Raw genomic sequence first — 22,732 nt, 5'->3', positions numbered from 1 at the left:
CATTCTAGGCCGCACTCCGTAGAAGGATTTCGCATGCGATCGGCACTTGTTGAAAAATACGGCGATGAGCGCCTGCCCCGCTACACCAGCTATCCGACCTCGCCGTGTTTCTCCACCAACGTCGACGATAACACTTATGAGAATTGGCTTACCGCTGGCGCGCTGGAGAAAGCGGCATCGCTTTACGTGCACATACCGTTTTGTCCATCGATATGCTGGTATTGCGGATGTCACACCATGAACGCGCGCAACAGCCGCCCGATCGTCGACTATCTCAGAATGCTGCGCGAGGAAGTACGGCTCGTGTCCGCAAAGACCGGGGCACCGGTCAGGATCGACCATCTGCATTTTGGTGGAGGAACGCCAACGATCATGGGGCCGGAGAAAATGTTTGAGCTTATTGAGCTTCTGCACAAGCACTTCGAGTTCACGGGTTCGACCCAAATCGCGTTGGAGATTGATCCGAGGACGCTAGATCAAGAGATGGCGACGGTTCTCGGGGAAGCAGGGGTGCACCGCGCTAGTATCGGGGTACAGACCTTTGACCCGACGGTCCAGAGGGCGATCAACCGCACCCAAAGCAAAGAACAGACAATGGAGGCGGTTTTTCAGCTGCGCCGGGCGCGCATCGCCAGCATCAATTTCGATCTTATGTATGGCCTGCCAAACCAGACGGTTCAATCCTGCATCGAGACGACCAAGGCAGCGATCGAGATGGAGCCTGACCGATTCGCAGTCTTCGGTTATGCGCATGTACCGTCCTTCAAGAAGCATCAACGGCTGATCGACGAAGCCTCTCTCGCCAATGCGCAAAGCCGTATTTCCCAGGCAAAGGCAATTTCGGAACACCTTGTTGCGGCCGGCTACCGCCGCATCGGGATCGATCATTTTGCGAGGCCGCACGACAGCTTGGCAACCGCGCAGACAAACGGGCAATTGCATCGCAACTTTCAGGGCTACACGACCGACGCCTGTGAGACGCTTATCGGCTTGGGTTCGTCAGCGATTGGTCGCATGCCAGGCGGCTATGTTCAAAACGAGGTGCTTCCCAATCGTTACGCGAAGCGGATCGCATCCGGACGCTTGGCCACAACGAAAGGCTGGCGCTTGTCGGCCGAGGATCGCCTGCGGGCAAGCATCATCGAGCGCCTGATGTGCGACTTTCAGGTCGACGTCCCGGCGTTGACCGTCACATACGGTTTTGAGCCACGCGCGCTTCTCGATGGCAACACCAGGCTCGCGATGCTCGAGAGCGACGGAATAATCGAAAACGCGGGCGGCATCATTCGTTTGCTAGAAGAAGGGCGCTTTTTGATCCGCGCCGTTGCAGCCGCTTTCGATGCCTATGTGAGGGATTCGGCGCGCCGTTATAGCAAGACGGCCTGAGGTTTCTCTTTGCAACAAAGCAACGGGAGCCCTTCGGCACGTCGGTATACCGCCGGCAAGCCATCTCGTCTTAAGCGACTTGCCGGCCGGCTGGATGAAGAGTTGTTAACAGCCATCTTGCGCATACCAAAGACGAACGCAGATGGAACTCAATGCTAATTTGCCGCAGCTCTTCGAGCGAGCGCCATAACGTAGTCATCTGCGATATCGGCCAAGGTCAAAGCGACCTCCGGCTCCTTCCAACCGGCAGCGACGGCCGTCAGCACGAATTCGCGGAATGCCACGGAAAGCACCTCCTCGCCCTCGATGACGCGATATGGATTATTCGCGTCATGTTGAGGGGCGCCGATCTGTATTGTTGTGGGTCGGTTAGGTTCCATGTGACGTCCCTCTGAAGGTTGACTTGTTGTAGATTTGTCCTGAAATCCAGTCTTAACTGCACTGCGACTATGCTTATTTTCTAAAATATTAACCGCGGCGTGTCGTTAGCCAGGCATCCCGAATTTTGCCGCAGCGTCCATTTTTGTTTGCTGGTTCAACATTTTTTCGTTTTAGGCATGGGTGCAGTGTCCCGGCGCTTCAGCTCCAAATGCTCGATGGTGTTCAGGGCAGGCCTCGTTGCTGCGATCCATTGCCTGGTTTTCAGCATTCGCATTCAAGACAATATTCGTCACCACTGCAGCACTGTCCGCCCGCTCTCGATCCTCGCGGTGAACGAGTTCGCCGTTGACGGCGGTTGCCAGCCAGTCGCCTTCATAGTCGAGTGCGGCCAAAAGCTACGAAAGCGTCGTAGCGGCGATCGACTGCGCTTCGCCATTAATGATCAGGTGCATTGGAAACTCCTTTGCGTCCGTTCGGAAAAGACGAGATCGGCGGCTTCTGCCGCCATTGTCGGCGCCAGCAGAAAGCCGTGGCGATAAAGACCGTTGACGTGGATGACTTTGCCTTCCCGCATCACGCGCGGAAAATTGTCGGGGAGGGCAGGGCGGATGCCGGCGCCGGTTTCGACGATAGTGGCATCCGCAAAGGCTGGATGCAGCGCATAGGCTGCGTTCAGCAGTTCCATCATCGAGCGCGCAGTGATCGGGCCGTCGAATTCGGTCTCGATCATCGTCGCGCCGACCATAAACAGGCCCTTGCCGCGGGGGACGATATAGACGGGAAAGCGCGGATGCAGCAGGCGAACGGGCCGGGCGAGCGTAACCTCCTCTGTATGCAGATAGAGCATTTCGCCACGCACGCCGCGCAGATTGCGACTTTGCCCGATGCGGGCAGCACCGGTGCAATCAACGATATCGGAGAAATCGTCTTCGCTCACATCTTCGTCGGTAAAGGCGACCTCTGCTGACAGCAGCTCTTTCAACGCGCGCAGCGCCTGACGAGGGTTCAGATGAGCTTCACGCTGAAAGAACAGGCCCTTGCGAAAACGCCGCGCAAGGGCGGGATCAAGCTCGGCTACACCGTTTTCGTCCAACCATTCATACCCAGACGTACGGGCCGCAAATCGGGCGAGTTCGCCCGAATCCCGTTGAGGTGCGACGACCAGTGTCCCTTTACGGACGACTTGGCCAGGCACGACCGCATCCCACCATTCCACGGCCATTTTCCCCAATGTCATCACTCTCTCGTCGGCGTTTTCCCGTTCGCACCAGGGCGCCAGCATGCCGCCGGCGAGCCAGGACGCAGCGCGCCCGAATCCTGGATGCGGGTCGAAGACTGTGACCTGAGCGCCCCGCGCGCAAAGTTCACGTGCTGCTGTTAGGCCGGCAATACCGGCGCCCTTAACGAGAATCCGCAATGCCATGCTCCCATATGCATATAGAGATCGCCGCCCTTACGGCATTTCGCCGCCATCGCATCTAGGCCCTCCGTTGAGGCATCGGCGTCAATGTCGTGCGATATTCGTACGACCAGAATATCGCGCCGCACCCGGATACGATGGGTCAAGTGAACTCTTTGCGAACTCAACTATGCTGTGACTTGGTCGCGGCTTTGTTCCATTTCTCAAGCTAGTCCACTTCGAGTCCGACTTTGATCTTCTCATTAGTTTGACGACCAAGTTGGCACGCTCGTACCCGGCATCACTGGCTGCCAATGTCATCCAAACGCTTCTCGAGCCTTGAATGACACAACTCGCTAAACACCAAGGAATTTTGATGAGTCTACGGCCTAGAAACGATAGGTTACGCCCGCGCCAAGCAGCCACGGATCGAGCCTGGCCTTGCCGCTGACAGCGGCGCCGCCGACGTTGGCATCGAAATCAGGCCTCACGAAGATCTTTTTTGCATCGAAGTTCACACCCCAGTGGTCGTCGATCATATAGTCGAAGCCGGCCTGGAGCGCGACACCGAAGGTGTTTTTGACATCAAGGCTACGAGCACCTTTTCCTGACTGATTGTAGAACAGCGTATAGTTGATGCCGGCGCCGACATAAGGCCGAAAAGCGCCAAAGTCGGTAAAATGGTATTGTAGGGTGAGCGTTGGCGGCAGCAGCCAAGTCTTGCCGATCTCGCCGAGCGCTGAAATCGAGCCTCCGCCTTGGACCTTGGCGTAGGTTGTGGCCAGGATGAGTTCCGCGGCAAAATTCTCAGTAAAGAAATACGAGATGTCGAATTCTGGAATGACTGTGTCCGAGAAAGAAAGATCCGAGCCCGGCAATCCGTCGACGCGCCCAGAGTCATTGGTGATCACCCCAAGCGCCCGCAGCCGTATCTGCCATGGGTTTCTGTTCGCTGCCGCGGGAATGGGAGCCCTACTTGGTAGTGTCGTCAGATCGGCAGCCTCCGCGGTGCTGACGGCGCCGAATAATGCAGTAGCGATGATGGCCCGTACGATGTCGTTGGAAGTCATCCTTGTCTCCTTCGATCTGAAATTCGTCAATCGAGGAGCAATAACATCGGCTGGCACGTCAGGATTTGAGGCGGCTCAACTAAAGAAAACTGCACTGCCTGTCGCAGACAAACCCTAGCCTTGTGTGGCAATTTCGCAACGTTCAGGCATTTGAATGACGCTTGCCGCAAAAGCGAATTCGAATAACAACCGCATCATTGGAAAAGGCCTTTGCTGCAGCTTTGCATCATTCGTGTTTGGCCCGAGACGCATTACGACTACCTGGGCAGGAAGCCTCGCGCAATTCAACACGCTTTCGAATCGTCATTTCGGAAAGGCCTCTTCGTGTTAGACCGTCTGTGGATTCGAGACACTTGGGAATTTAGCAGTTCCGTAGGGTCATCTGCGCTCGAGATTTTCGTCTTTTGCTCCCCCTCAGGGGCATTATCCTCATTCACCAAGATGCGCCACGAAGCTCCTTCCAAATCATCATACTGTCCGCTCTTTAGCGACCACAGAAAGCCTCCCAGCCCAAGCGTACCCATGAACAGCGCCAGCGGGATCAGATAAATCAGCATATTCATGATGTAGAACTCCCTACTGAGGCTGCATATTTGCCCGCACGTCTAAGTTGCTCCCGCCGATTCCAGCCGAGCCGCAATGCATTCGTCACGACGATCAGCGACGACGTCGACATTGCGACAGCCGCGATAAGCGGCGTCGCATAGCCCGCGATGGCGACGGGAACAGCGAGCACATTGTAACCGATGGCAAGGGCGAAGTTCTGGCGGATCAAAGCTGCCGCGCGCCGCGCGACGCCGATCGCCTCCGGAACCGCGTCGAGGCGGTCCTTCAGGAAAACGAGGTCTGCCGCCTGCCGACCAATATCGGACGCGGACGCGGGAGCCATCGACACATGCGCTGCCGTAAGCGCCGGCGCGTCGTTGATACCGTCACCAACCATCATGACCTTGTTGCCTGCCGCGGCTAAGCGTGCGCACTCTTCGACTTTCTGCTTCGGAGCCAATTCCGCAATCCAACGATCCACATGCAATGCCCGTGCCGTTGCCTCGACGACAGCTCGCCGATCGCCAGACAGGATCATCGTCTGCAGTCGCGCAAGGCCGAGCTGACGAATGGCTACGGCTACTCCGGGACGAAGCGTGTCTTCGAAATAGAATCGGGCAAGTGCGATACCGTTCCTCGACAGAACGACCTCGGAGAGCGAGTCACCCGTTTCTTTTTCTTCGCGGGGCGGGCTCGAACAAGCGAACTCCATATTGCCGAGACGATATAGGCCGCCGGCGGTTTCGACTTCCAGGCCCGCGCCCGGAATCTCGACAACGCTGTCGAACCGTTGCCCGTTGCCGCCGGCACTCCGCAGCAACGCCTGAGAGAGCGGATGGCGGGAATGCGCGGCAAGACCGGCCGCGATCGCCCTTTCCTCCGGCCCCACATCCACCATCTCGATGAGACATGGCTGGCCCATCGTCAACGTGCCAGTCTTATCGAACACGACGGCATCGACCTCGGCGAGACGCTCCAAAGCGGACCCGTCTTTAATCATGATGCCGCGGCGAAACAGGTTGCCTGCGGCAACGACCTGGACGACCGGCACCGCTAGACCAAGCGCGCAAGGACAAGTGATGATCAGCACGGCGACGGCGACAAGCATGGCATGCTTCCAATCTCCGCCAAGGAAGCCCCAGGCAAGAAAGGAAAGCAGCGCAAGCAAATGAACCGCCGGAGCGTAAAGGCTCGCCGCACGATCGGCGATCCTGCGATAGCGCGCCCTGCCTCCTTCTGCTGCTTCCATGAGGTTGATGATTTCCGCAAGCAGCGAGTTTTCCGCCGTCTTCGTCGCGCGAATGGTCAATGACGCCATGAGGTTCATCGCACCCGATCTCACCTCCGCGCTGTTCGCGACAGCGACTGGTATACTTTCGCCCGTTACAATGGAGAGATCCAGCTCGCTCGTGCCGGCGGTCACGACGCCGTCGACGGGGATACGTTCGCCGGCAGCGATGAAAACATGATCACCGATGCTGATGTCTTCAATCGCGGTGTAGCGCTTGCTCCCATCGGCAGCTATCACCAGCGCGCCGCGTGGTGCGAGCCTCGCAAGGCCATTGACGGCAGCTCGCGCCCTTTCCCGCATGATCTGGTCGAGCGTGCGGCCAATGAGCAGGAAGAATAGCAGCGACACGGAGGCGTCAAACCATACATGCTCCCCGTGGTGGATTGTCTCGGACAGTGAGACCGCATAGGAAAGCGTGACTGCGAGCGAGATCGGCACATCCATGTTGGTGCGCCCATGCTTCAAGGCATTCCACGCCGAGCGAAAAAAGAAACGGCCGCCATAAATAAGGGCGGGCGCAGCGATCATCGCGGAGATCCAATGGAACAGGTCGCGGGTTGCTGCATCCGCGCCGGACCAGACAGATACGGAGAGCAACATCATGTTCGCAGCTGCAAAGCCCGAGACACCGACAGCCAGCAGCAATTGCTTGCGCAGGCTGTCGGTCTGTTCCGATAGCGAGGTTGGCGAGAAAACTTGGACGCGATAGCCTGTGCCCATAATCGCCGACAGAATACCGGTCGGATCGACCAGCGTGTCCTCCAGCCGCTCGACATAGATGCAACTGACTCGCCGGGCGGTCAGATTGACCCGGGCGCGCGTTACATAGGGAAGTTTCAGCAAAGCTCCCTCGATCGTCGAGATGCAGGCTCCGCAGTGCGCATCGGGGACGCTCAGGTCCAGTTGACGCAAACCGTTCCCCAACGGATGGCTCGCAAGAGTGATCTCTTCAGCACTGAAAGAACGGCTGCTCGATAGTGCCAATGTGCTTTCGGCGTCCATGGTGCAGCAAGTCATTGGCCAAACTCCGCCGTATCGATGCATTTATATCCCCGAGGTGCGTTGAAGGCGGCCCGGTACGTCGCCCGATCCGCGTGATTTTCGTCCTCTATGACGAACAGGAATTCCTTGATTGTCTCCGCCTTGGCCTGTTGCGTTACGAACACTTTAAGCGAGGTGGCCGCGTCCGGATCCGCATCGACAGTGAAGTGCCGGCCTTCCTCCTTCGAGAGTTCGGGGATCTTCATCGTCGCTCCTACTGCGCCCTCCAGTCGGATATCGATTTTCCTCGGCGCCGGGACCATGTTGAGGACGCGAAGCGTATAACCGTTGCGGATTGATCCATCCGATTCCAGCACATATTGCGGATTGCGATCGTGGAGCACGTTCAGCTCCAGCCGCTCCCTGAGCGCCAGATGCACGAGCATCGCCACCCCGACCGCTGCCCATACAGCGGCATAAAAAAGGACGCGCGGCCTGAAGATCACCCGCCAATTGAAGTGCCGAATGCCCTCGATGAAGCTGCCGTCAGGGTTTCGCACGAGGTTCGGCTGCACGGCGACCGTGCCGCCGTTGGTCGCCAGGCTCATGTTGGCGGCGTACTCGCTCAGCGTCGCATAGGAGATCAGGCCGCGCGGCTTATCGAGTTTGTCCATCACGCCGTCGCAGGCGTCGATACATAGGGCGCAGGTGATGCACTCCATCTGCTGACCATCGCGGATGTCTATGCCCATCGGACAGACCGCCACACAGGCATTGCAATCGACGCAATCGCCGACCGGCTGGCCTGCTGCCTGAGCTTTTTTGGCGTGACGGGAGCGAGGCTCACCGCGCCAGTCGTTGTAGGTGACGACCAGGGAATTTTCGTCCAGCATAGCGCCCTGGATGCGGGGCCACGGACACGTGTAGGTGCAGACCTGTTCCCTCATCAGCCCACCAAGAACGTAAGTGGTCGAGGTGAGAATGGCGACCGTGGCATAGGCGACCGCCGGCGCTTGGCCCTTGATTAGGGCAACGGCCAGGGATGGCGCATCCGCGAAATAGAAGATCCATACGCCGCCGGTGAGGACGCCGATGAGGACCCATATGCTATGCTTGGCGACCCGCTTTGCAACCTTGTCCGGCGTCCAGGGACCAGCATCGAGTTTCATGCGCGCGTTGCGATCACCTTCGATCGCGCGTTCCACGACAAGGAAGAGATCGACCCAGACCGTCTGCGGACAGGCATAACCACACCATGCCCGTCCCACCGCCGACGTTACCAGAAACAGGCCAAAGCCGGCCATGACAAGCAGACCGGCCACATAGAAAAACTCCTGGGGCCATATCTCGATGAAAAAGAAGAAGAAGCGACGGGAGGCCAAGTCGATGAGAATCGCCTGGTCGGGCGCATATGGACCTCGGTCCCAGCGAATCCAGGGAGAAAGATAGTAGATGCCGAGCGTGATCAGCATGACGATCCATTTGAATCGTCGGAACCGACCCTGCGCCCGCTTTGGAAACACCTTCTTTCGTGCAGCATAGAGTGGCTGACGGTTGCGCCGGACACCAACGTCGACGACGTCTAAGCGTTCGATGCGATCGTCAATTCTCGTGCGGCCTGTGTTGAGGCTCATCGCATGCCATCCTGTTGATGATCCTCATCCCGCATTTGACGAGCCAAGCGTTCTTGACACATGTCTGGGAGAGAAAAGTGAGCCCATCGGCTCAATCAAAAGGAGAGCCACACTCCGCGAGGGGTGTGGCTCGGAGGAACTACGAGCCGAAGCACGAAGGGACGTCCTCCAGTGCCGGAGAATAGCAGCTCGCTCGCTTGCGAGCGTTGAGTGAAATCAAAATCCTGCTAACTTTTTCAGTTCGACGAGAAAGTTTACTGGCTGCCCCGAACGTAACCGCCTTGCTTAAATGGACAAGATTGTGATCGACTGCTGACCGTGTCGTCCGTCCCGGCCATGAGGATTGTGATGCACACGAATTCGTGATTTTTCTTTTCTATTTTCCGCCGCCCAGGGAATGAACAAATACGGTCAGCTCCTTCACGGTGGTTTCGCCGAGCCGGGCCGACCAAGCCGGCATAACGCCATGTTTCGGCAGGGTCACCTGGCGGATAATCGCCTGCTCCCCTTTCCCCTTGAGCCAGATCGCGTCGGCGAGATTTGGTGCACCAATCTCCTGTTTGCCCCTGTCGTCTTCGCCATGGCAGGCAGCACAATTGTCGAGGAAAACCTGCTTGCCGGCCTCGGCCGCTGCCGGATTGAAAACTGTGTCGGTCAAGCCCCAAACGTAAGCGGCTACCTGTTGTATCTGCGCGCGTTCGAGCATATCGCCGAAGGCAGGCATTTCCGACGAATGCGTCTCGGGATCTGCCTCGAAGCGGATGCCGTGAGCGATGGTTTGTTGAATGGCGGGAAGACTGCCACCCCAGAGCCAGTCGTCGTCGTTCAGATTGGGAAATCCCGGAGCGCCGGTGGCACCGGAACCATGACACGGCGCACAGTTGACCTTGAAGGCCGAGGCGCCGCCTGCGATGGCAAACTCGCGCAGCGTCGGATCGGCATCGATTTCTTCGACGGTTTTCGCGGCGATCAGAACATCGAGACGGGCCTGCTCAACCTTGGCGTTGTCCATTTCGTGCTGCAGTTCAGCCCGGCTCGAAAAGCCGAGCAGTCCTTTGGTGGTATCTCTGATCAGGGGTATGGAGGGATAGGCGATGGCATAGCCGACGGCCCAGAGGATCGTGATATAGAATGTCCACACCCACCATCGCGGCATGGGATTGTTGAGTTCACGGATGCCGTCCCATTCATGGCCCGTTGTTTCGACGCCGCTGAGTTCGTCTATATGTTTGTCCGACATCTCAATCATCCTTCAGAGGTATGTCAGCGGCTTCGTTGGCTATCTTTTGGCTACCTGGCCGGAGCGTGAAGGCGATAGCCCCTACGAAAAACAAGGCCATTGCGAGGAGCCCCCAACTGTCGGCGAAGTGACGCATTGCAGTATATGTTTCCATGGTGGCACCTCAGCGATAACCGGTGGCATCGTCATAGGTCGAGAAATCAACCAGTGTTCCGAGCATCTGCAGATACGCGACGAGCGCGTCCATCTCGGTCAGCCTGGTGGGGTCGCCGTCGAAATCGCCGACCTTCGCTTTCGGATATCGCGCCAGCAGATCGGTCGTATTTGCGTTCGGATCGGCCTGCGCCCGCATGTCGGCTTCCGCATTCGCCAGCATGTCTTTGCCGTAGGGCACGCCGACATCCTCGTTAGCCTTGAGATCCATGCCGATATCCTTAACCGTGACGTCCTTCTCCTTGAGGAAGGCATAAGTGGGCATGATCGACTCCGGCACGACCTCGCGCGGGTTGGACAGATGCTGGACGTGCCATTCGTTGGAATAGCGACCGCCGACACGCGCCAGGTCCGGTCCCGTGCGCTTCGAGCCCCACTGGAACGGATGGTCATACATGGACTCTGCGGCGAGCGAATAATGGCCGTAACGCTCCACTTCGTCCCGGAACGGGCGGATCATCTGGCTATGGCAGAGGTAGCAGCCTTCGCGGATGTAGATATTGCGCCCTGCCAGCTCGAGAGGCGTGTACGGGCGCATGCCTTCCACCTTCTCGATCGTGTTCTGGAGATAGAACAGCGGCGCGATCTCGACGATGCCGCCAATGCTGACCACCAACAGCGATCCGACGAGCAGCAGGGTGGCATTTTTCTCGAGGATCTGGTGTTTGGCGAGTATTGACATGTTTATCTCACTCGGCGGCCTTGGCAATGAAAGCGCTCGGGATCGCGGCTTCGTCGCGCTGGCGCCCCCGGATGGTCATTGCGACGTTCCAGGCCATGATCACTCCCCCTGCCAGATAGAGAGCGCCGCCGACGGCGCGCAGGAGGTAGTAGGGAAACATCGCAGCCACGGTCTCTGCGAAGGAATAGACGAGGAAGCCCTGGCTATTGTATTCGCGCCACATCAGGCCTTGTTGGATGCCGGCGACCCACAGCACCGCCGCGTAGATAACGATGCCCAGCGTGGCGAGCCAGAAATGCCAGTTGACCATGCGGAGGCTGTAAAGCCGCTCACGTCCCCAGAGCTTTGGCGTCAGGTAGTAGATGGCGCCGAACGTGATCATGCCGACCCAGCCGAGCGCACCGGAATGAACGTGACCGATGGTCCATTCGGTATAGTGACTGAGCGAGTTGACCGTCTTGACCGACATCATCGGGCCTTCGAAGGTCGACATGCCGTAGAAGGCGATCGCGACGATCATCATGCGGATGATCGGGTCGGTACGGATCTTATCCCAGGCGCCCGAAAGCGTCATCAGACCATTGATCATGCCGCCCCAGGAAGGCATCCACAGCATCACCGAGAAGACCATGCCCAACGTCTGCGCCCAGTCGGGCAATGCCGTGTAATGCAGGTGATGTGGGCCAGCCCAAATGTACATGAAGATCAGGGCCCAGAAATGGATGATCGACAGGCGGTAGGAATAGACAGGGCGGTTCGCCTGCTTCGGCACGAAATAGTACATCATGCCAAGGAAGCCCGCCGTCAGGAAAAAGCCGACGGCGTTGTGGCCGTACCACCATTGTGTCAGGGCACCCTGCACGCCCGAAAACAGCGAATAGCTCTTCGAGCCGAGGAAAGAGACCGGCACAGACAGATTATTGACGACGTGCAGCATGGCGATGGTGACGATGAAGCCCAGATAGAACCAGTTCGCCACATAGATGTGCGGCTCCTTGCGCTTCAGGATCGTTCCCAGAAAGGTGACAAGATAGGCGACCCAGACAATGGTGAGCCAGATGTCGACATACCATTCGGGCTCGGCATATTCGCGGGCCTGCGTGATCCCGAGAACATAGCCGGTCGCGGCCATGACGATAAAGAGTTGATATCCCCAGAACACGAACCAACCGAGATTGCCGCCGAAGAGCCGGGCTCGGCAGGTGCGCTGGACGACGTAGAAGGAGGTCATTATCAACCCGTTGCCGCCGAAGGCGAAGATAACCGCGGAGGTATGAAGTGGGCGGAGCCGGCCAAAGTTGAAATACGGCGCGAGGTTCAGATACGGATAGGCAAGTTGCAGGGCGATCACGACGCCGATCAGGAAGCCGATCACCCCCCAGAAGACGGTCGCAATCAATCCATAGCGGATGACCTCGTCAAAATAGCCTCCGTTTTTGGGTTTGGCGCCGACTGCCTCCGGGGAAAAATCAATCCGCCGCAAAAGCACGACGGTACCCGCTATCAAACAAAAGAACAGTATCCCCATGTGGGTTGCAAAAAGCTGATCATGAGCGGCGCCGGCACCCACCAATGCCAGAAAAGCGCCGACCGCGACCAGCACGGCTTCAGCGGTGTAATTCATGTCATGGTTCCCGAAGCGCAGACGACCGCGCCACAGGCGGCCGCCTTCCTCGCTACTTTGGGCAACTATTCGCACGCGAGGGGCACTCAGTCCTTGATCTCTCTCAACGAATACTGCGATTTTGTTTGATGACCCACCTGATTGCATCCAATTGCGCATTGATCACCCGAGGTCGAGACGCGTTGGGAGTGTTCCCATTGAGAACGTGAGCCGAAACGGGTGGTTGCCGCAGCGACCTCATCCGCGCGCGGATGGACACCGACGCGGATGCTCGACGCAGAATTTGATTAAAGTTGCTCGATCTCAAGGAATGTCGGCCGGTCAGCGCCTAAAAACGTCGGGCCGACAGTTAATCGGGGTATCGCGAAAGGAGATCAGAAATGTGTTTGAAAATCTGTCCGATCGTCACAGCGGCGGTGCTGGCCACGTCATCGATGCCGCTCATGGCGGCGGATTACCAGATCCGGATGTTGAACAAGGGCACGGACGGCGCAATGGTTTTCGAGCCAGGTTTCACGAAGATCGCACCAGGTGACACCATCACCTTCATTCCCACCGACAAGAGTCACAATGTCGAAACATTCATGGGCCTGATCCCAGACGGTGCCGCCGAATTCAAATCCAAGGCGAGCGAGGAATATCAGGCAAAATTCGACATTCCGGGCTTCTATGTGGTGAAATGCACGCCACATATGAGCTTGGGAATGGTGGCCCTCATCCAAGTTGGCGATAACCCCACCAATCTCGATGCCCTCAAGACTGCAACCGTTCCAAACCTCGTGCGCAAGCGCCTTAACGCTGACCTCGCGCAGATTGCCGAATAATGGCGGCCGCAGGAGAAAGGAGCATGCGATCATTCGCAAATTCCCTGCGGGAAGCAATCGGGCAAGACGACCTCAAGGCATATGTCTATAGCTATCCCCCAAAACGGACATATAAAGAGCTTAAAAACATTAGTTTGAGCAATGTGTGGGATTCAAACGACCTGGGACCGGTGTCGTTATACATACATGTGCCATTTTGCCGATATAGGTGCACCTATTGCACGCTCTTTCTGACCACGCAGCATACGGAGGATCTTATTCGGCGTTATGTCGAAAAGATCTGCTGGCAGATACGCCTTTATGCAACATTTGCGGGGCACAGACCTGTCGCATCGGTCTATATCGGCGGCGGAACCCCGACTCTCCTGCCCATCGATCGGCTTGCCCAAATTTTCTCCTCCATTCGAGATGGCTTTCCAAATATCGACGGTTCGGCCGAGCTGTGCGTGGAAGGCTCTCCCGACACACTGTCCGGGGAGCTGCTAGATTTTTTGAAGAACCAGGGCGTGACCCGGATCAGCATGGGCATCCAAACGATGGATTCCGTCGAACTGAGAGCGTCCGGCCGCCCATATCCGGTTTCTGTGTCGATTTCCGCCATTGAAGCCATTCGGACGCGTTTTGATAATTTCAACCTCGACTTGATCTACGGCCTCTTCCGCCAAACGCAGGAAAGTTGGAAACGCTCACTGGAGCGGATCTTGTCCTTTCGGCCAACAACCGTTTCGCTCTACCCTGCGGTCAGCCGGCCGCTCACTGCTGTGCAAAAGCAGCAGCGATCGCAACCAGGGGAATATCTGGAAGACCGTATCAAATATGCGATCTACGACGGTAATGTCGATTTTATGCAGGATAATGCGTATCGGCAGGAATCTTTCACCCGTTTTACCTGTCTTCCCGAAGGCACCAGCGCCTACAGCCAGGAAACGTCTGACTTTCTCGGCGTTCCGACGATAGGCATCGGAGCAGGCGCGCGAAGTTATAACGGAAAATACCACTACAGCCTCGACTATGCTGTCGCGCTGAAGAATGTCGGCAAAGTCATAGACGATTACATAAACCTCGAACTCACTGGCCGGAATTTGCTCAAATATGGAGTGATATTAGACGAATCCGAAGAACGTTTGAGATATTTGCTACTCAATCTTACGCTCAACCAGATTTCAGAAGCGGATTATTCACGACGATTCAAACGGGATCTCCGCGCCGATTTTTTGGAGGTGATAGATGCCCTGGAAGACGAAGGGTGCATCGATTTGCGGTCCCCTGGCGCCATCCGCCTGACCCGGAAGGGTTACAAATACAGCAACCTGATAGCCCATCATCTCTTCTCGGACCACGTGAAAATCCGCGAAGAAAGGTACGTCCCGAAATGACGGACAGTGAGCGGTTTTGGGAACGAGGCTATTCGGATCCCAACGTCTGGACAATGGGCGGGCCAAGCCTCGAAGTCTATGAGATAGAACAGCAACTGCCAAGAAACGCAACAGCCGTTGACTTAGGGTGCGGCGAAGGCAGGAACGCTCTCTTCCTTGCGTTCAGGGGGCACACGATAACAGCTTTGGAACCGTCATCGAGCGCTGTCAGAAAGCTGCGATCGGTTGCAGACAAACATTCGTTGAATATCGATGTGATCGAAGGGAGAATCGAGGATTTCGTGCCTGATCAGAGGTACGACCTGGCTCTCGCGCACTCTTCGTTGCATTTTGTGAGCAAGGATGTGTGGGTTCCGTTGGTCAACGAGTTGAGACAACGGACCAACGAGGGCGGATTTCACAATTTTACAACAATTATCGGGACTTCCCGGTATCCCGTTCCGTACGAGTGCCGACACTCCAATTCATTCGATCGGGGCGATCTCCAATCATTATATGCAGATTGGCAGGTACTACGCTCTGATTTCTATGCAAAATGGGATTCCCATCCCGGGATTCCGACGCATGTCCACGCAGTAGAAAAATTTGTGTCCAGAAAGGCAGTGCCCGACGGCCCTTTGCCATTCACCAAAGTCGACCTGTCGAACAGCGACGAGCTGCCTTGTGACTTGTTCGAAAGGATCCCGCTCGGGATGCATGTTGCGGACCTCAGCCTGTTATGCGTCCGACCGACGACGGTCAATCGGATCGAAATGCCCGGAGTGAACCTTACCTCGCCGACCGAACTGACACGCGGCTATGCTGTTGAAGAGTGGTTCTTTGGCAAGCATGCGCTTCAGTTCACGCAAGGCGTGCTGACGGCCAAGTACGAGTACTTTACGCAGCCGATCTCGTTGCAAACGGTCCCGAGGACGTCAAACGGGTATGAGGCAGGAGCCCATCTCGGCTTGCAAAACAAAAATTGAAACCAGGGCATACGAGGACTGCTGAGAGCATGGGGCAGAGCTGGTGGAAAAGAGACTGCGCAAGAACCCGCCAATCCAGCGCGACTGGCGGCATGGATAGTCGAATTCTCGTACTCACTATTGCTGTGTTTATCACAGGCCTGGCCGAGAACGTTTTCATCGGAGTGCTGCCGGATATGGCCGGCAGCCTTGGAGTAAGCGAGTCCGAAGCAAGTAGCGTCATTTCAGTTTTCTCGATCACCTATGCCTTCTTCGCGCCGATCGCTGCACTGATTTCCTATCGCTTCGATCCAAAACCGACGCTCGTCACAGCCATGTCGATCTTTGCAGGAAGCAATGTGGCGGTCGTGATCGGTGGATCGGGGCTGCTCCTGATAAGCGCCTCGAGGATCATCACGGCAATGGCTTGCGCGCAGATATCGGTGTGCGCCGTCGGTTGTGCAGTTCAGATCGTCTCGGACAGATACCGAGCTCGTGCCATAGCCGCCGTATACCTTGGAATAAGCGGCTCACTTTTTTTGGGGGTGCCTCTGGGCGTTTGGATTACACATCTGATTGGTTGGCGCGCCGTAGGCCTTGCGATGATCGGGCTATCTATCGTCGCTATATGGCTTGTAATCGTCCGACTACCGAATGTCGGGCCGAAGAGCAAGCGGTCGCTTTTTGGCAAATTGTATCTAGCTCATTTACGAGATCGCAATCAGATGATGGCGCAGTGTGTTTCCATTTTGTTCATTGCAGGTCATTTCACCCTTTTCAGTTATTTGACCTCTTACGCCGCAAGCAAGGGGTTCTTCGGGCCGAATTGGGAGGCCTTTCTTTACGCGGTTTTCGGGTCGTCGGGCATGGCGGGCGGCGTGCTGGCCGGCATTCTCTCTGACGTCGCAGGTCGTCGGCTCGCGCTGGTCGCCAGCCCTGCAATCTATCTCGTCACAACGCTGCTGTTATGCATGTCAGAAAGCAGCATCTTTTTTTTCGCGAGCCTGTCAATGTGGGGATGCGCGAGCTGGTCGATCTCGCCGATCGTCCAAAGCTATATTGCGGATCTCGGCCGAAGCCCGAGCGACATTATCATCGGTGCGAATGTCACCGCAATGCACGTGGGCGTTGCCGGCGGCGCCGTAGTCGGCGGCAGGCTTATTGCAAATTATGACGTGTCGGTGCTGCCGATCGGGGCAGCCGGCCTGGCTGCAATGGCTTTGGCCACGGCCATCTTGTCGGTCAGAAGCTCGCATTGATGGTGCGGTGTTGGCACGTGATCGCCTCCACCTGCTCGATGTGGTTCTTACGAGCGCTCGTAGAGCCGTTGCGCCGAAACTCAGCACTGCGCCTCCATCGAGCAGGACGGGAAACTTCGTAGTTGCTTGGAATTCCGCATTGCAGCATCCCATTTAGGACCTACTAGCAACTTTAATCGATGCCTGCTCCGGCAATTGCGGTCTCACGCACGTCCACCAGGCTTTTCCGGGCAGATATGCGACAAGCCGTGAGCAAGGACTGAGCACCCTCATACTATTACAATATAGAATGGCGCGATCGACGCCTTGGCATCCTCTTTGCTTCTCACGCTTCTATCTCGCAGTTGCGAAATGGTTTCCGCCGATGCAGGCGCGCGCGCTGCTTCCATCCACCCCCACAATGAGGACTTGCTATGGGTGATCTACTAAAAGGAATTTCGAATTTTCGCGGTGCCGTGTTCCCGAACTACCAGGCACTTTACCGCAAGCTTGCGCAAGAGGGACAGCAGCCGCACGCCTTGATGATTTCGTGCGCCGACAGTCGAGTCCTGCCGGAAACCATTACCCAGTCGGGACCAGGTGAGCTGTTCGTATGCCGCAATGCCGGAAATATCGTTCCACCATTTTCCACCGCAAACGGTGGTGTTTCGTCCGCAATAGAATATGCCGTCGTAGCTCTCGCGGTTCGAGACATCATCGTTTGTGGCCATTCCGATTGTGGCGCGATGAAAGGGCTCTGCCGTCCCGAATTGCTAAAATCCATGCCGAACGTCGCCGCTTGGCTGAAGCATGGTTACGCTGCGCATTCGATCGTTTGCGAAGCCTATCCGGCCGACCTTTCCGAACGTCAGAAGGTCCGCGCTATCGCTATGGAGAACGTCATTGTTCAGCTTGACCACCTGCGCACACATCCGTCCGTCGCAGCCAAACTTGCGACCAATGACATAACGCTGCACGGGTGGTTTTTCGATATCGAAACTGGCGAGGTGGAGGTTTACGACGGGTCGGCCGCTCGCTTCACAAAGATACGCGAGGACGGGCCGTTACCGGTCGCCGTTACCGGTCGTGATCGGCCGCAAGTCGCAGCCGCAGTTGCGGCGGAGTAGGGCCATGACCAATAACAACTTCGCTTTTTCGCGCGATTTCGCCTCGTCGCTTGTCGTCTTTTTCGTTGCTATCCCGCTTTGCCTTGGAATTGCAGTTGCATCGGGCGTGCCTGTTGCCATGGGCCTGATATCAGGCATCGTCGGCGGGATTGTGGTGGGCTTGCTGGCGGGTTCGCCCCTGCAAGTGTCAGGCCCTGCCGCTGGTCTGGCGGTCGTTGTCTTCGGCTTTGTCGAACAATATGGAGTGGCCATGCTCGGGCCGGTCCTGATCGTTGCCGGGCTTTTGCAGATCCTTGCCGCGTTCCTGAAGATCGGCTCATGGTTTCGGGCAATCTCGCCCGCTGTCGTTCACGGTATGCTGGCCGGTATCGGTATTCTGATCATCCTCGGACAAATACACGTTCTGATGGGGGCCAAACCGGCTGCGGGTGGCATTGAAAACGTCGTGGCGATGGAGCGAACATTCGGACATCTTTGGGGGGGCGGTTTGACGAGCGAATCCGTCGACCTGCTTGTAGGGCTGATTTCCTTGCTCGCGATGATCGGCTGGGAAAAGTTCAGGCCGAAACGGCTGAGGCTGGTCCCGGGTGCGCTGGTAGGCGTTGCCACCGGAACCACATTAACGGCTGCTTTGCGGCTACCGATTGCCAGGGTCGAGGTTCCTGCATCTCTAGCAAACAGCATTTCATTGCCCACGATGGAAAGTTTCGCGAATATGGCCCAGCCTGGAATCGTCGTCACAACGCTGGTGATTGCGGTCATCGCCAGTGCGGAATCATTGCTGTCGTCTGCGGCTGTCGACCGGATGCATGACGGCGCCAGCACACGCTTCAACAAGGAGCTTTTTGCACAAGGTATTGGCAATGGGTTCTGCGGACTGCTCGGTGGTCTACCGATCACTGGTGTTATCGTGCGCTCCTCGGCAAATATCCAAGCCGGGGCGCAGACACGGACATCGGCCGTTCTGCATGGCGTCTGGATTCTTGGGCTTACGGTATTGCTGCCGCAATTGCTTTCCATGGTGCCGCTGACGGCGCTCGCCGCAATACTGCTCGTGACGGGTTGGCGGCTGATCAGCCTTCATCACGTGCGCGATCTCTTCGATCATCATGGTTGGGTGCCCGTGGGCATCTGGGTTGCGACCGTTGCCATGGTCGTTTTGCAGGACTTGCTCGTCGGCGTGGCTCTAGGTTTGACGCTCTCGATTTTCGAGGTCCTTCCTTATCTACGGCGCAAGCTTGCTATCGATCGAATGGAAGATGCTGAGACGGTTCATCTGACGCTTGGAGGCGTTGCGACTTGCAGGGATGTTCCCGCGCTCCTTAATACTTTAGAATCGCTTCCAACTGGTTGCACTGTCCGGATCGCCAGCAGCGATTTGCACTATGTCGACCATACCTGCGCAGAGACCTTACGCGATTGGCTTAAGAGGCAGAAAAAACTAGGGCGCACGGTCGATATTCAGCATCCACCCGCCGGCCGTCATCCGCGGTTGGTGCCGATCTTCAAGCGATTGACCGCCGAGACCGTGGAACCCGCCGGATAAGTCGCAGGGGACTGCCGAGCAGCGGATGGGCGAAGACATTCTCGGCCATCCGGACTTTATGCCTGTGACCAACCGCCTCGCAAATTATGATTTAAAGAAGCTTGCCTGTTTCTCCTGAGATTTTTAGGTGCGTCCGCGCTGGCCGGCTTAAAAGGAGCGACCGTCGCATCTGGATTTGAAATCGCGCGCTGCACTTCGCATTGCTTAGGCCGGTTTGTCGTCCGTTTGCAGAGCGACGCTTCCTGCGTTTCTGAGCGCGATAGCGAAGGAAGAGCTTCGCGGCTTGATTGGCAGCCGGCCGTGTCGGTTTTCTGACAATCAGTGGGTCTTCCTACAAACTCGCCATTCGAACCGGAAACGCTATGTCGGATCCATCTGCCACTTTCTTGAGTTACAGGGATCAAGCAGGTCTTCGGAAAAGGCGACCAGGCAGAGAAGCTGAGCGCCCGCGGGGCGCACCGGCGCCCTTGCTGCATCTTATCCGGCGGAAAATCTTGGTCATATTCGATCGAGACCATTTCCGCCCTCGGCGGACAATCGTGAGCGTCGTGCCTTTTTGACTACCACATAGGCGATTGCGAGCAATACGAACCACAGCGGCGTGACCTTCAAGGCGATAGTAAGCGTCCGGCGAATAGATTTTATGCCTGCTTACGGTTTTGAGCCTCGATTCGAGCCTGTTCTTTAGCCATGATGCGTTCGATCGTTTCCGGGTCACAATGATCCGCGACCAGGAAGCTTCGTAGTCCGCCCTTCCAGCTCCGGGCATCGCGCAGGAGTTCCTCTATGCATTCGATGCCGCGGTCTGTAAATCCGGTCATGCCATCTTCGGACCCGTCGTCTATGTGGATCATCTCGCCGTAGTCGATGTTGTCGGAATTGTACGTGATCTCTTCGAGCAGCTCCATATCCTCGTCGATGAGGTCCGCGACGGCTTTGATCGTGTATACGCGGGTCGAGCGGGCCATCAGGCGGCCTCGGCGCGGGTGATTGCCGCCGTCGGCACCCAGTTCCACGGCAGCAACTCCTCAAGGCGATCCGCAGGATGATCCTGAATCCTGGTCAGAACGTCCGTCAGATAGACCTCCGGATTATGGCCATGGAGTTTGACCGTTTCGATGATTGTCAATATATTGGCGATGCGATCGCCACCATTGTCCGAGCCTGCGAATAACCAGTTTTTTCTGCCGAGTCCGAGCGGACGCATCGCTCGTTCAGCTATGTTGTTATCGATCTCGACGCGTCCGTCATCGATATAGACGCTCAGCGCCGCCCACCGCGAGAGGGCATATCGCATTGCCTCAGCCAGCTTCTGTTTCTGCGGCAGCGTCGAAAGCGTCTCTTCTATCCAGCTCTTGAGGTCCTTCAGAATGGGCCTGGCATGTTCCTGCCGAAGCGCCCGCCGCTCGTCGGGCAGCATACCACGGATGCGATCCTCGATGTCGTAGAGCGCACCGATGCGCGACAGCGCCTCCTCGGCGACCGGTGATGGCTTCAGTTTGATCACGTCATGGAATTTGCGGCGCACATGCGCCATGCAGGCCGCCTCGATGATCTGGTTGCCGTAGAGCTTCTTGTACCCGCCATAGCCATCGGCGTGCATCACGCCGCTGAAGTCAGCGAGATGGTCGGCCGGATGCGCACCCTTGCGGTCAGGACTGTAATAGTAGCCTATCGCCCCAGGTCTCGGGTCTCGATAGCCACGGCCATCGAAGACATAGACCCAGACCCTGCCGGTTTTCGTCGTGCCTCGTCCGGGGGAGAGAACATCGACGGGCGTATCGTCGGTATGGATGCGGTCGACCGCCGCGAGATGAGCCCTGATCAGCAAGATCAGGGGCGCAAGCAGAACCGACACGCGACCGACCCAGTCCGCCATGACGGAGCGGGAGATGTCTATCCCCAGGCGGCCATACATCTCCGACAGACGATAGAGCGGAATGTGATCGTCGAATTTGGCGACCATGATATGGGCGAGCAATCCCGGTCCGGGCTTGCCTCGCTCTATCGGCAAGGTCGGCATTTCGCCGGAGACCGTCGTATCGCAGTCCTTACAGACCATTCGCTTTTCGATGTGGCGGACAATCTTCACCGATGCGGGCACGTGCTCCATCACCTGAACAATCCTGTCAGCCGCCTTCAGGAACGACGTGCCGCCACAGGTCGGGCAGTTGCACGGCGCCGTATAGACCTGCTCTTCGGTTGTCAGACCATCCGGCAGAGGTTTGCGTTTCGGCTTGCCCGGCGTGTCGTCCAGCTCCGGCAAGGGGGATTGCCCGGAGCGCATCTCAGCCTCGGCGCGAGAGGCCTCGATCTCCTCCAGCATCAGTTCGAACTGCTCGATTTTCCGGTCTATCTTCTCCGATGAAGGACCATGCTGCCGATGGCGCAGCAATTCCAACTGCGCACGCAGAAGATCGATAATGGAATCGCGCTTGCTGACTTCGGCTTCCTGTGCACGGAGTTTCGCCGCTTGCTCAGCGACGAGCGCACGCAAGGCAGATAGCTCATCCTGACTGTCAATCGGCGTTGTTTCCATGTCCAAAAACTAGCCGATTTGCGTCTCTAACGCCAGGCATTTCGCCCGGAACCTCCTGCAAAACAAGGGTTTTCACCCCGTTCTCCCCGGTGCGGAAGTCCACGCCGGCCTTCGCCAGTCGATCCCCTCAACAAGCATGGAAAGCTGGGCCTGCGTCAGATGCGCAACCCCGTCTTTCGCCGTCGGCCAGGGAAAGTATCCGCGCTCAAGAATTTTGTACCTCACAACAGAATGCAGCCACTGCCAACGCAGATACGCAGTTAGTGCGGGTGACGCATCCGTTTCATCCTTTATTCCCACGGCAGTTGCCGTGCGTCGGCAAGCGCTACAACCGGCATGGTGAACGCCTTTTGCTGCAGACCGAGGACACCACTGTTTGGTCGGTTCCTCCGCAATGGACTGATCTTGTGAGCTTGGATCCTGAGGTCGTCATGAGCAACGGGCGATCGCTCTTGCGGGTAGTCGACTTAATGGAGTTGGCCACTCTGGTGAAGCGCCTTTCGAGCAAATCGGGGCCGGGCTGACGTGCGGAAGTGTAAGGATAAATATGCCGCATTTGTAAAGTGGATTATGCCGCAAGAGGTCGCTTTTATGAGAGGTTACGCCTGCAAATACAAGATATCTCGTCAAATAGACCATAAGCATCGTCTTGACGAGGCAGCAAAATGCGTCATAATTAGCATTACGCTAA

At 57.0% G+C, this 22,732-nt stretch carries 19 protein-coding genes and 2 pseudogenes; 7 read left to right on the top strand and 14 right to left on the bottom strand.

Going from position 1 to position 22,732, the window contains the following annotated elements; translation table 11 throughout:
* Positions 1-33: 33 nt before the first annotated feature.
* Positions 34-1,386, top strand: a complete 1,353-nt coding sequence (hemN, locus tag QA648_RS33010; RefSeq protein WP_283054750.1) for an oxygen-independent coproporphyrinogen III oxidase — start codon at positions 34-36, stop codon at positions 1,384-1,386.
* A gap of 155 nt (positions 1,387-1,541) precedes the next feature.
* On the opposite strand, the gene QA648_RS33005 is transcribed toward hemN, so the two are convergent.
* From QA648_RS33005 to ccoN, 11 genes and pseudogenes are all read right to left on the bottom strand, one after another.
* Entirely contained in the window at positions 1,542-1,766 is a 225-nt protein-coding gene (locus QA648_RS33005; RefSeq protein ID WP_283054684.1) for a hypothetical protein, read from the bottom strand.
* Between the two features lie 318 nt (positions 1,767-2,084).
* Positions 2,085-2,219: pseudogene (locus tag QA648_RS33000) on the bottom strand (MoaD/ThiS family protein); the annotation flags it as partial.
* Positions 2,210-3,184: a glycine oxidase ThiO gene (gene thiO / locus QA648_RS32995; protein ID WP_283054683.1), complete on the bottom strand. Its 975-nt coding sequence runs from the start codon at positions 3,182-3,184 to the stop codon at positions 2,210-2,212. The gene thiO and the pseudogene QA648_RS33000, both read right to left, overlap by 10 nt.
* Before the next feature lie 371 nt (positions 3,185-3,555).
* Entirely contained in the window at positions 3,556-4,236 is a 681-nt protein-coding gene (locus tag QA648_RS32990) for an OmpW family protein (protein ID WP_283054682.1), read from the bottom strand.
* Positions 4,237-4,652: 416 nt separating this feature from the next.
* Positions 4,653-4,799, bottom strand: a pseudogene (ccoS, locus tag QA648_RS32985) (cbb3-type cytochrome oxidase assembly protein CcoS); the annotation flags it as partial.
* Positions 4,796-7,090: a cation-translocating P-type ATPase gene (locus QA648_RS32980; RefSeq protein WP_283054681.1), complete on the bottom strand. Its 2,295-nt coding sequence runs from the start codon at positions 7,088-7,090 to the stop codon at positions 4,796-4,798. The gene QA648_RS32980 and the pseudogene ccoS, both read right to left, overlap by 4 nt.
* Positions 7,087-8,688, bottom strand: coding sequence for a cytochrome c oxidase accessory protein CcoG (ccoG, locus tag QA648_RS32975; RefSeq protein WP_283054680.1), 1,602 nt, complete (start codon positions 8,686-8,688; stop codon positions 7,087-7,089). The genes QA648_RS32980 and ccoG overlap by 4 nt, the downstream gene beginning before the upstream one ends.
* Positions 8,689-9,064: 376 nt before the next feature.
* Complete coding sequence (gene ccoP / locus QA648_RS32970) at positions 9,065-9,928, bottom strand: cytochrome-c oxidase, cbb3-type subunit III (RefSeq protein WP_283054678.1); 864 nt, start codon at positions 9,926-9,928, stop codon at positions 9,065-9,067.
* Position 9,929: 1 nt separating this feature from the next.
* Complete coding sequence (locus QA648_RS32965) at positions 9,930-10,082, bottom strand: cbb3-type cytochrome c oxidase subunit 3 (RefSeq protein WP_104825658.1); 153 nt, start codon at positions 10,080-10,082, stop codon at positions 9,930-9,932.
* A 9-nt stretch (positions 10,083-10,091) separates the two neighbouring features.
* Entirely contained in the window at positions 10,092-10,823 is a 732-nt protein-coding gene (ccoO, locus tag QA648_RS32960; protein WP_283054677.1) for a cytochrome-c oxidase, cbb3-type subunit II, read from the bottom strand.
* 7 nt (positions 10,824-10,830) lie between these two features.
* Entirely contained in the window at positions 10,831-12,447 is a 1,617-nt protein-coding gene (ccoN, locus tag QA648_RS32955) for a cytochrome-c oxidase, cbb3-type subunit I (protein WP_283054675.1), read from the bottom strand.
* A gap of 380 nt (positions 12,448-12,827) precedes the next feature.
* Here ccoN and QA648_RS32950 point away from each other — a divergent pair, with 380 nt between their 5' ends.
* The 6 genes from QA648_RS32950 (at position 12,828) to QA648_RS32925 (ending at position 19,502) form a co-directional block, all read left to right on the top strand.
* Positions 12,828-13,271: a pseudoazurin gene (locus QA648_RS32950; RefSeq protein ID WP_283054674.1), complete on the top strand. Its 444-nt coding sequence runs from the start codon at positions 12,828-12,830 to the stop codon at positions 13,269-13,271.
* Positions 13,272-13,294: 23 nt separating this feature from the next.
* Positions 13,295-14,647, top strand: coding sequence for an STM4012 family radical SAM protein (locus QA648_RS32945; RefSeq protein ID WP_283054673.1), 1,353 nt, complete (start codon positions 13,295-13,297; stop codon positions 14,645-14,647).
* The gene (locus QA648_RS32940; protein ID WP_283054671.1) at positions 14,644-15,612 is read left to right on the top strand and encodes a class I SAM-dependent methyltransferase; all 969 of its coding nucleotides are present in this window, start codon (positions 14,644-14,646) and stop codon (positions 15,610-15,612) included. Before QA648_RS32945 ends, QA648_RS32940 begins: the two co-directional genes overlap by 4 nt.
* 29 nt (positions 15,613-15,641) lie before the next feature.
* Positions 15,642-16,850, top strand: coding sequence for an MFS transporter (locus QA648_RS32935; RefSeq protein WP_283054669.1), 1,209 nt, complete (start codon positions 15,642-15,644; stop codon positions 16,848-16,850).
* A 413-nt stretch (positions 16,851-17,263) separates the two neighbouring features.
* The gene (locus tag QA648_RS32930; protein ID WP_283054668.1) at positions 17,264-17,956 is read left to right on the top strand and encodes a carbonic anhydrase; all 693 of its coding nucleotides are present in this window, start codon (positions 17,264-17,266) and stop codon (positions 17,954-17,956) included.
* 4 nt (positions 17,957-17,960) lie between these two features.
* Entirely contained in the window at positions 17,961-19,502 is a 1,542-nt protein-coding gene (locus QA648_RS32925; RefSeq protein ID WP_283054667.1) for a SulP family inorganic anion transporter, read from the top strand.
* Between the two features lie 641 nt (positions 19,503-20,143).
* On the opposite strand, the gene QA648_RS32920 is transcribed toward QA648_RS32925, so the two are convergent.
* The 3 genes from QA648_RS32920 to tnpB all read right to left on the bottom strand — a co-directional run bounded on the left by QA648_RS32920 (position 20,144) and on the right by tnpB (position 22,293).
* Positions 20,144-20,470 carry a hypothetical protein gene (locus tag QA648_RS32920; RefSeq protein WP_113217717.1) on the bottom strand — a complete coding sequence of 109 codons (327 nt, stop codon included), beginning with the start codon at positions 20,468-20,470 and terminating at the stop codon, positions 20,144-20,146.
* On the bottom strand, positions 20,470-22,041 hold the full coding sequence (locus tag QA648_RS32915) for an IS66 family transposase (protein ID WP_283054665.1): 1,572 nt from the start codon (positions 22,039-22,041) through the stop codon (positions 20,470-20,472). Before QA648_RS32915 ends, QA648_RS32920 begins: the two co-directional genes overlap by 1 nt.
* Before the next feature lie 72 nt (positions 22,042-22,113).
* Complete coding sequence (gene tnpB, locus QA648_RS32910) at positions 22,114-22,293, bottom strand: IS66 family insertion sequence element accessory protein TnpB (protein ID WP_283054749.1); 180 nt, start codon at positions 22,291-22,293, stop codon at positions 22,114-22,116.
* Between the last annotated feature and the right edge of the window lie 439 nt (positions 22,294-22,732).

The organism is Rhizobium sp. CB3171, assembly GCF_029714265.1.
Taxonomy (GTDB): domain Bacteria; phylum Pseudomonadota; class Alphaproteobacteria; order Rhizobiales; family Rhizobiaceae; genus Rhizobium.
This window is presented reverse-complemented; position numbering and strand designations above follow the sequence as displayed.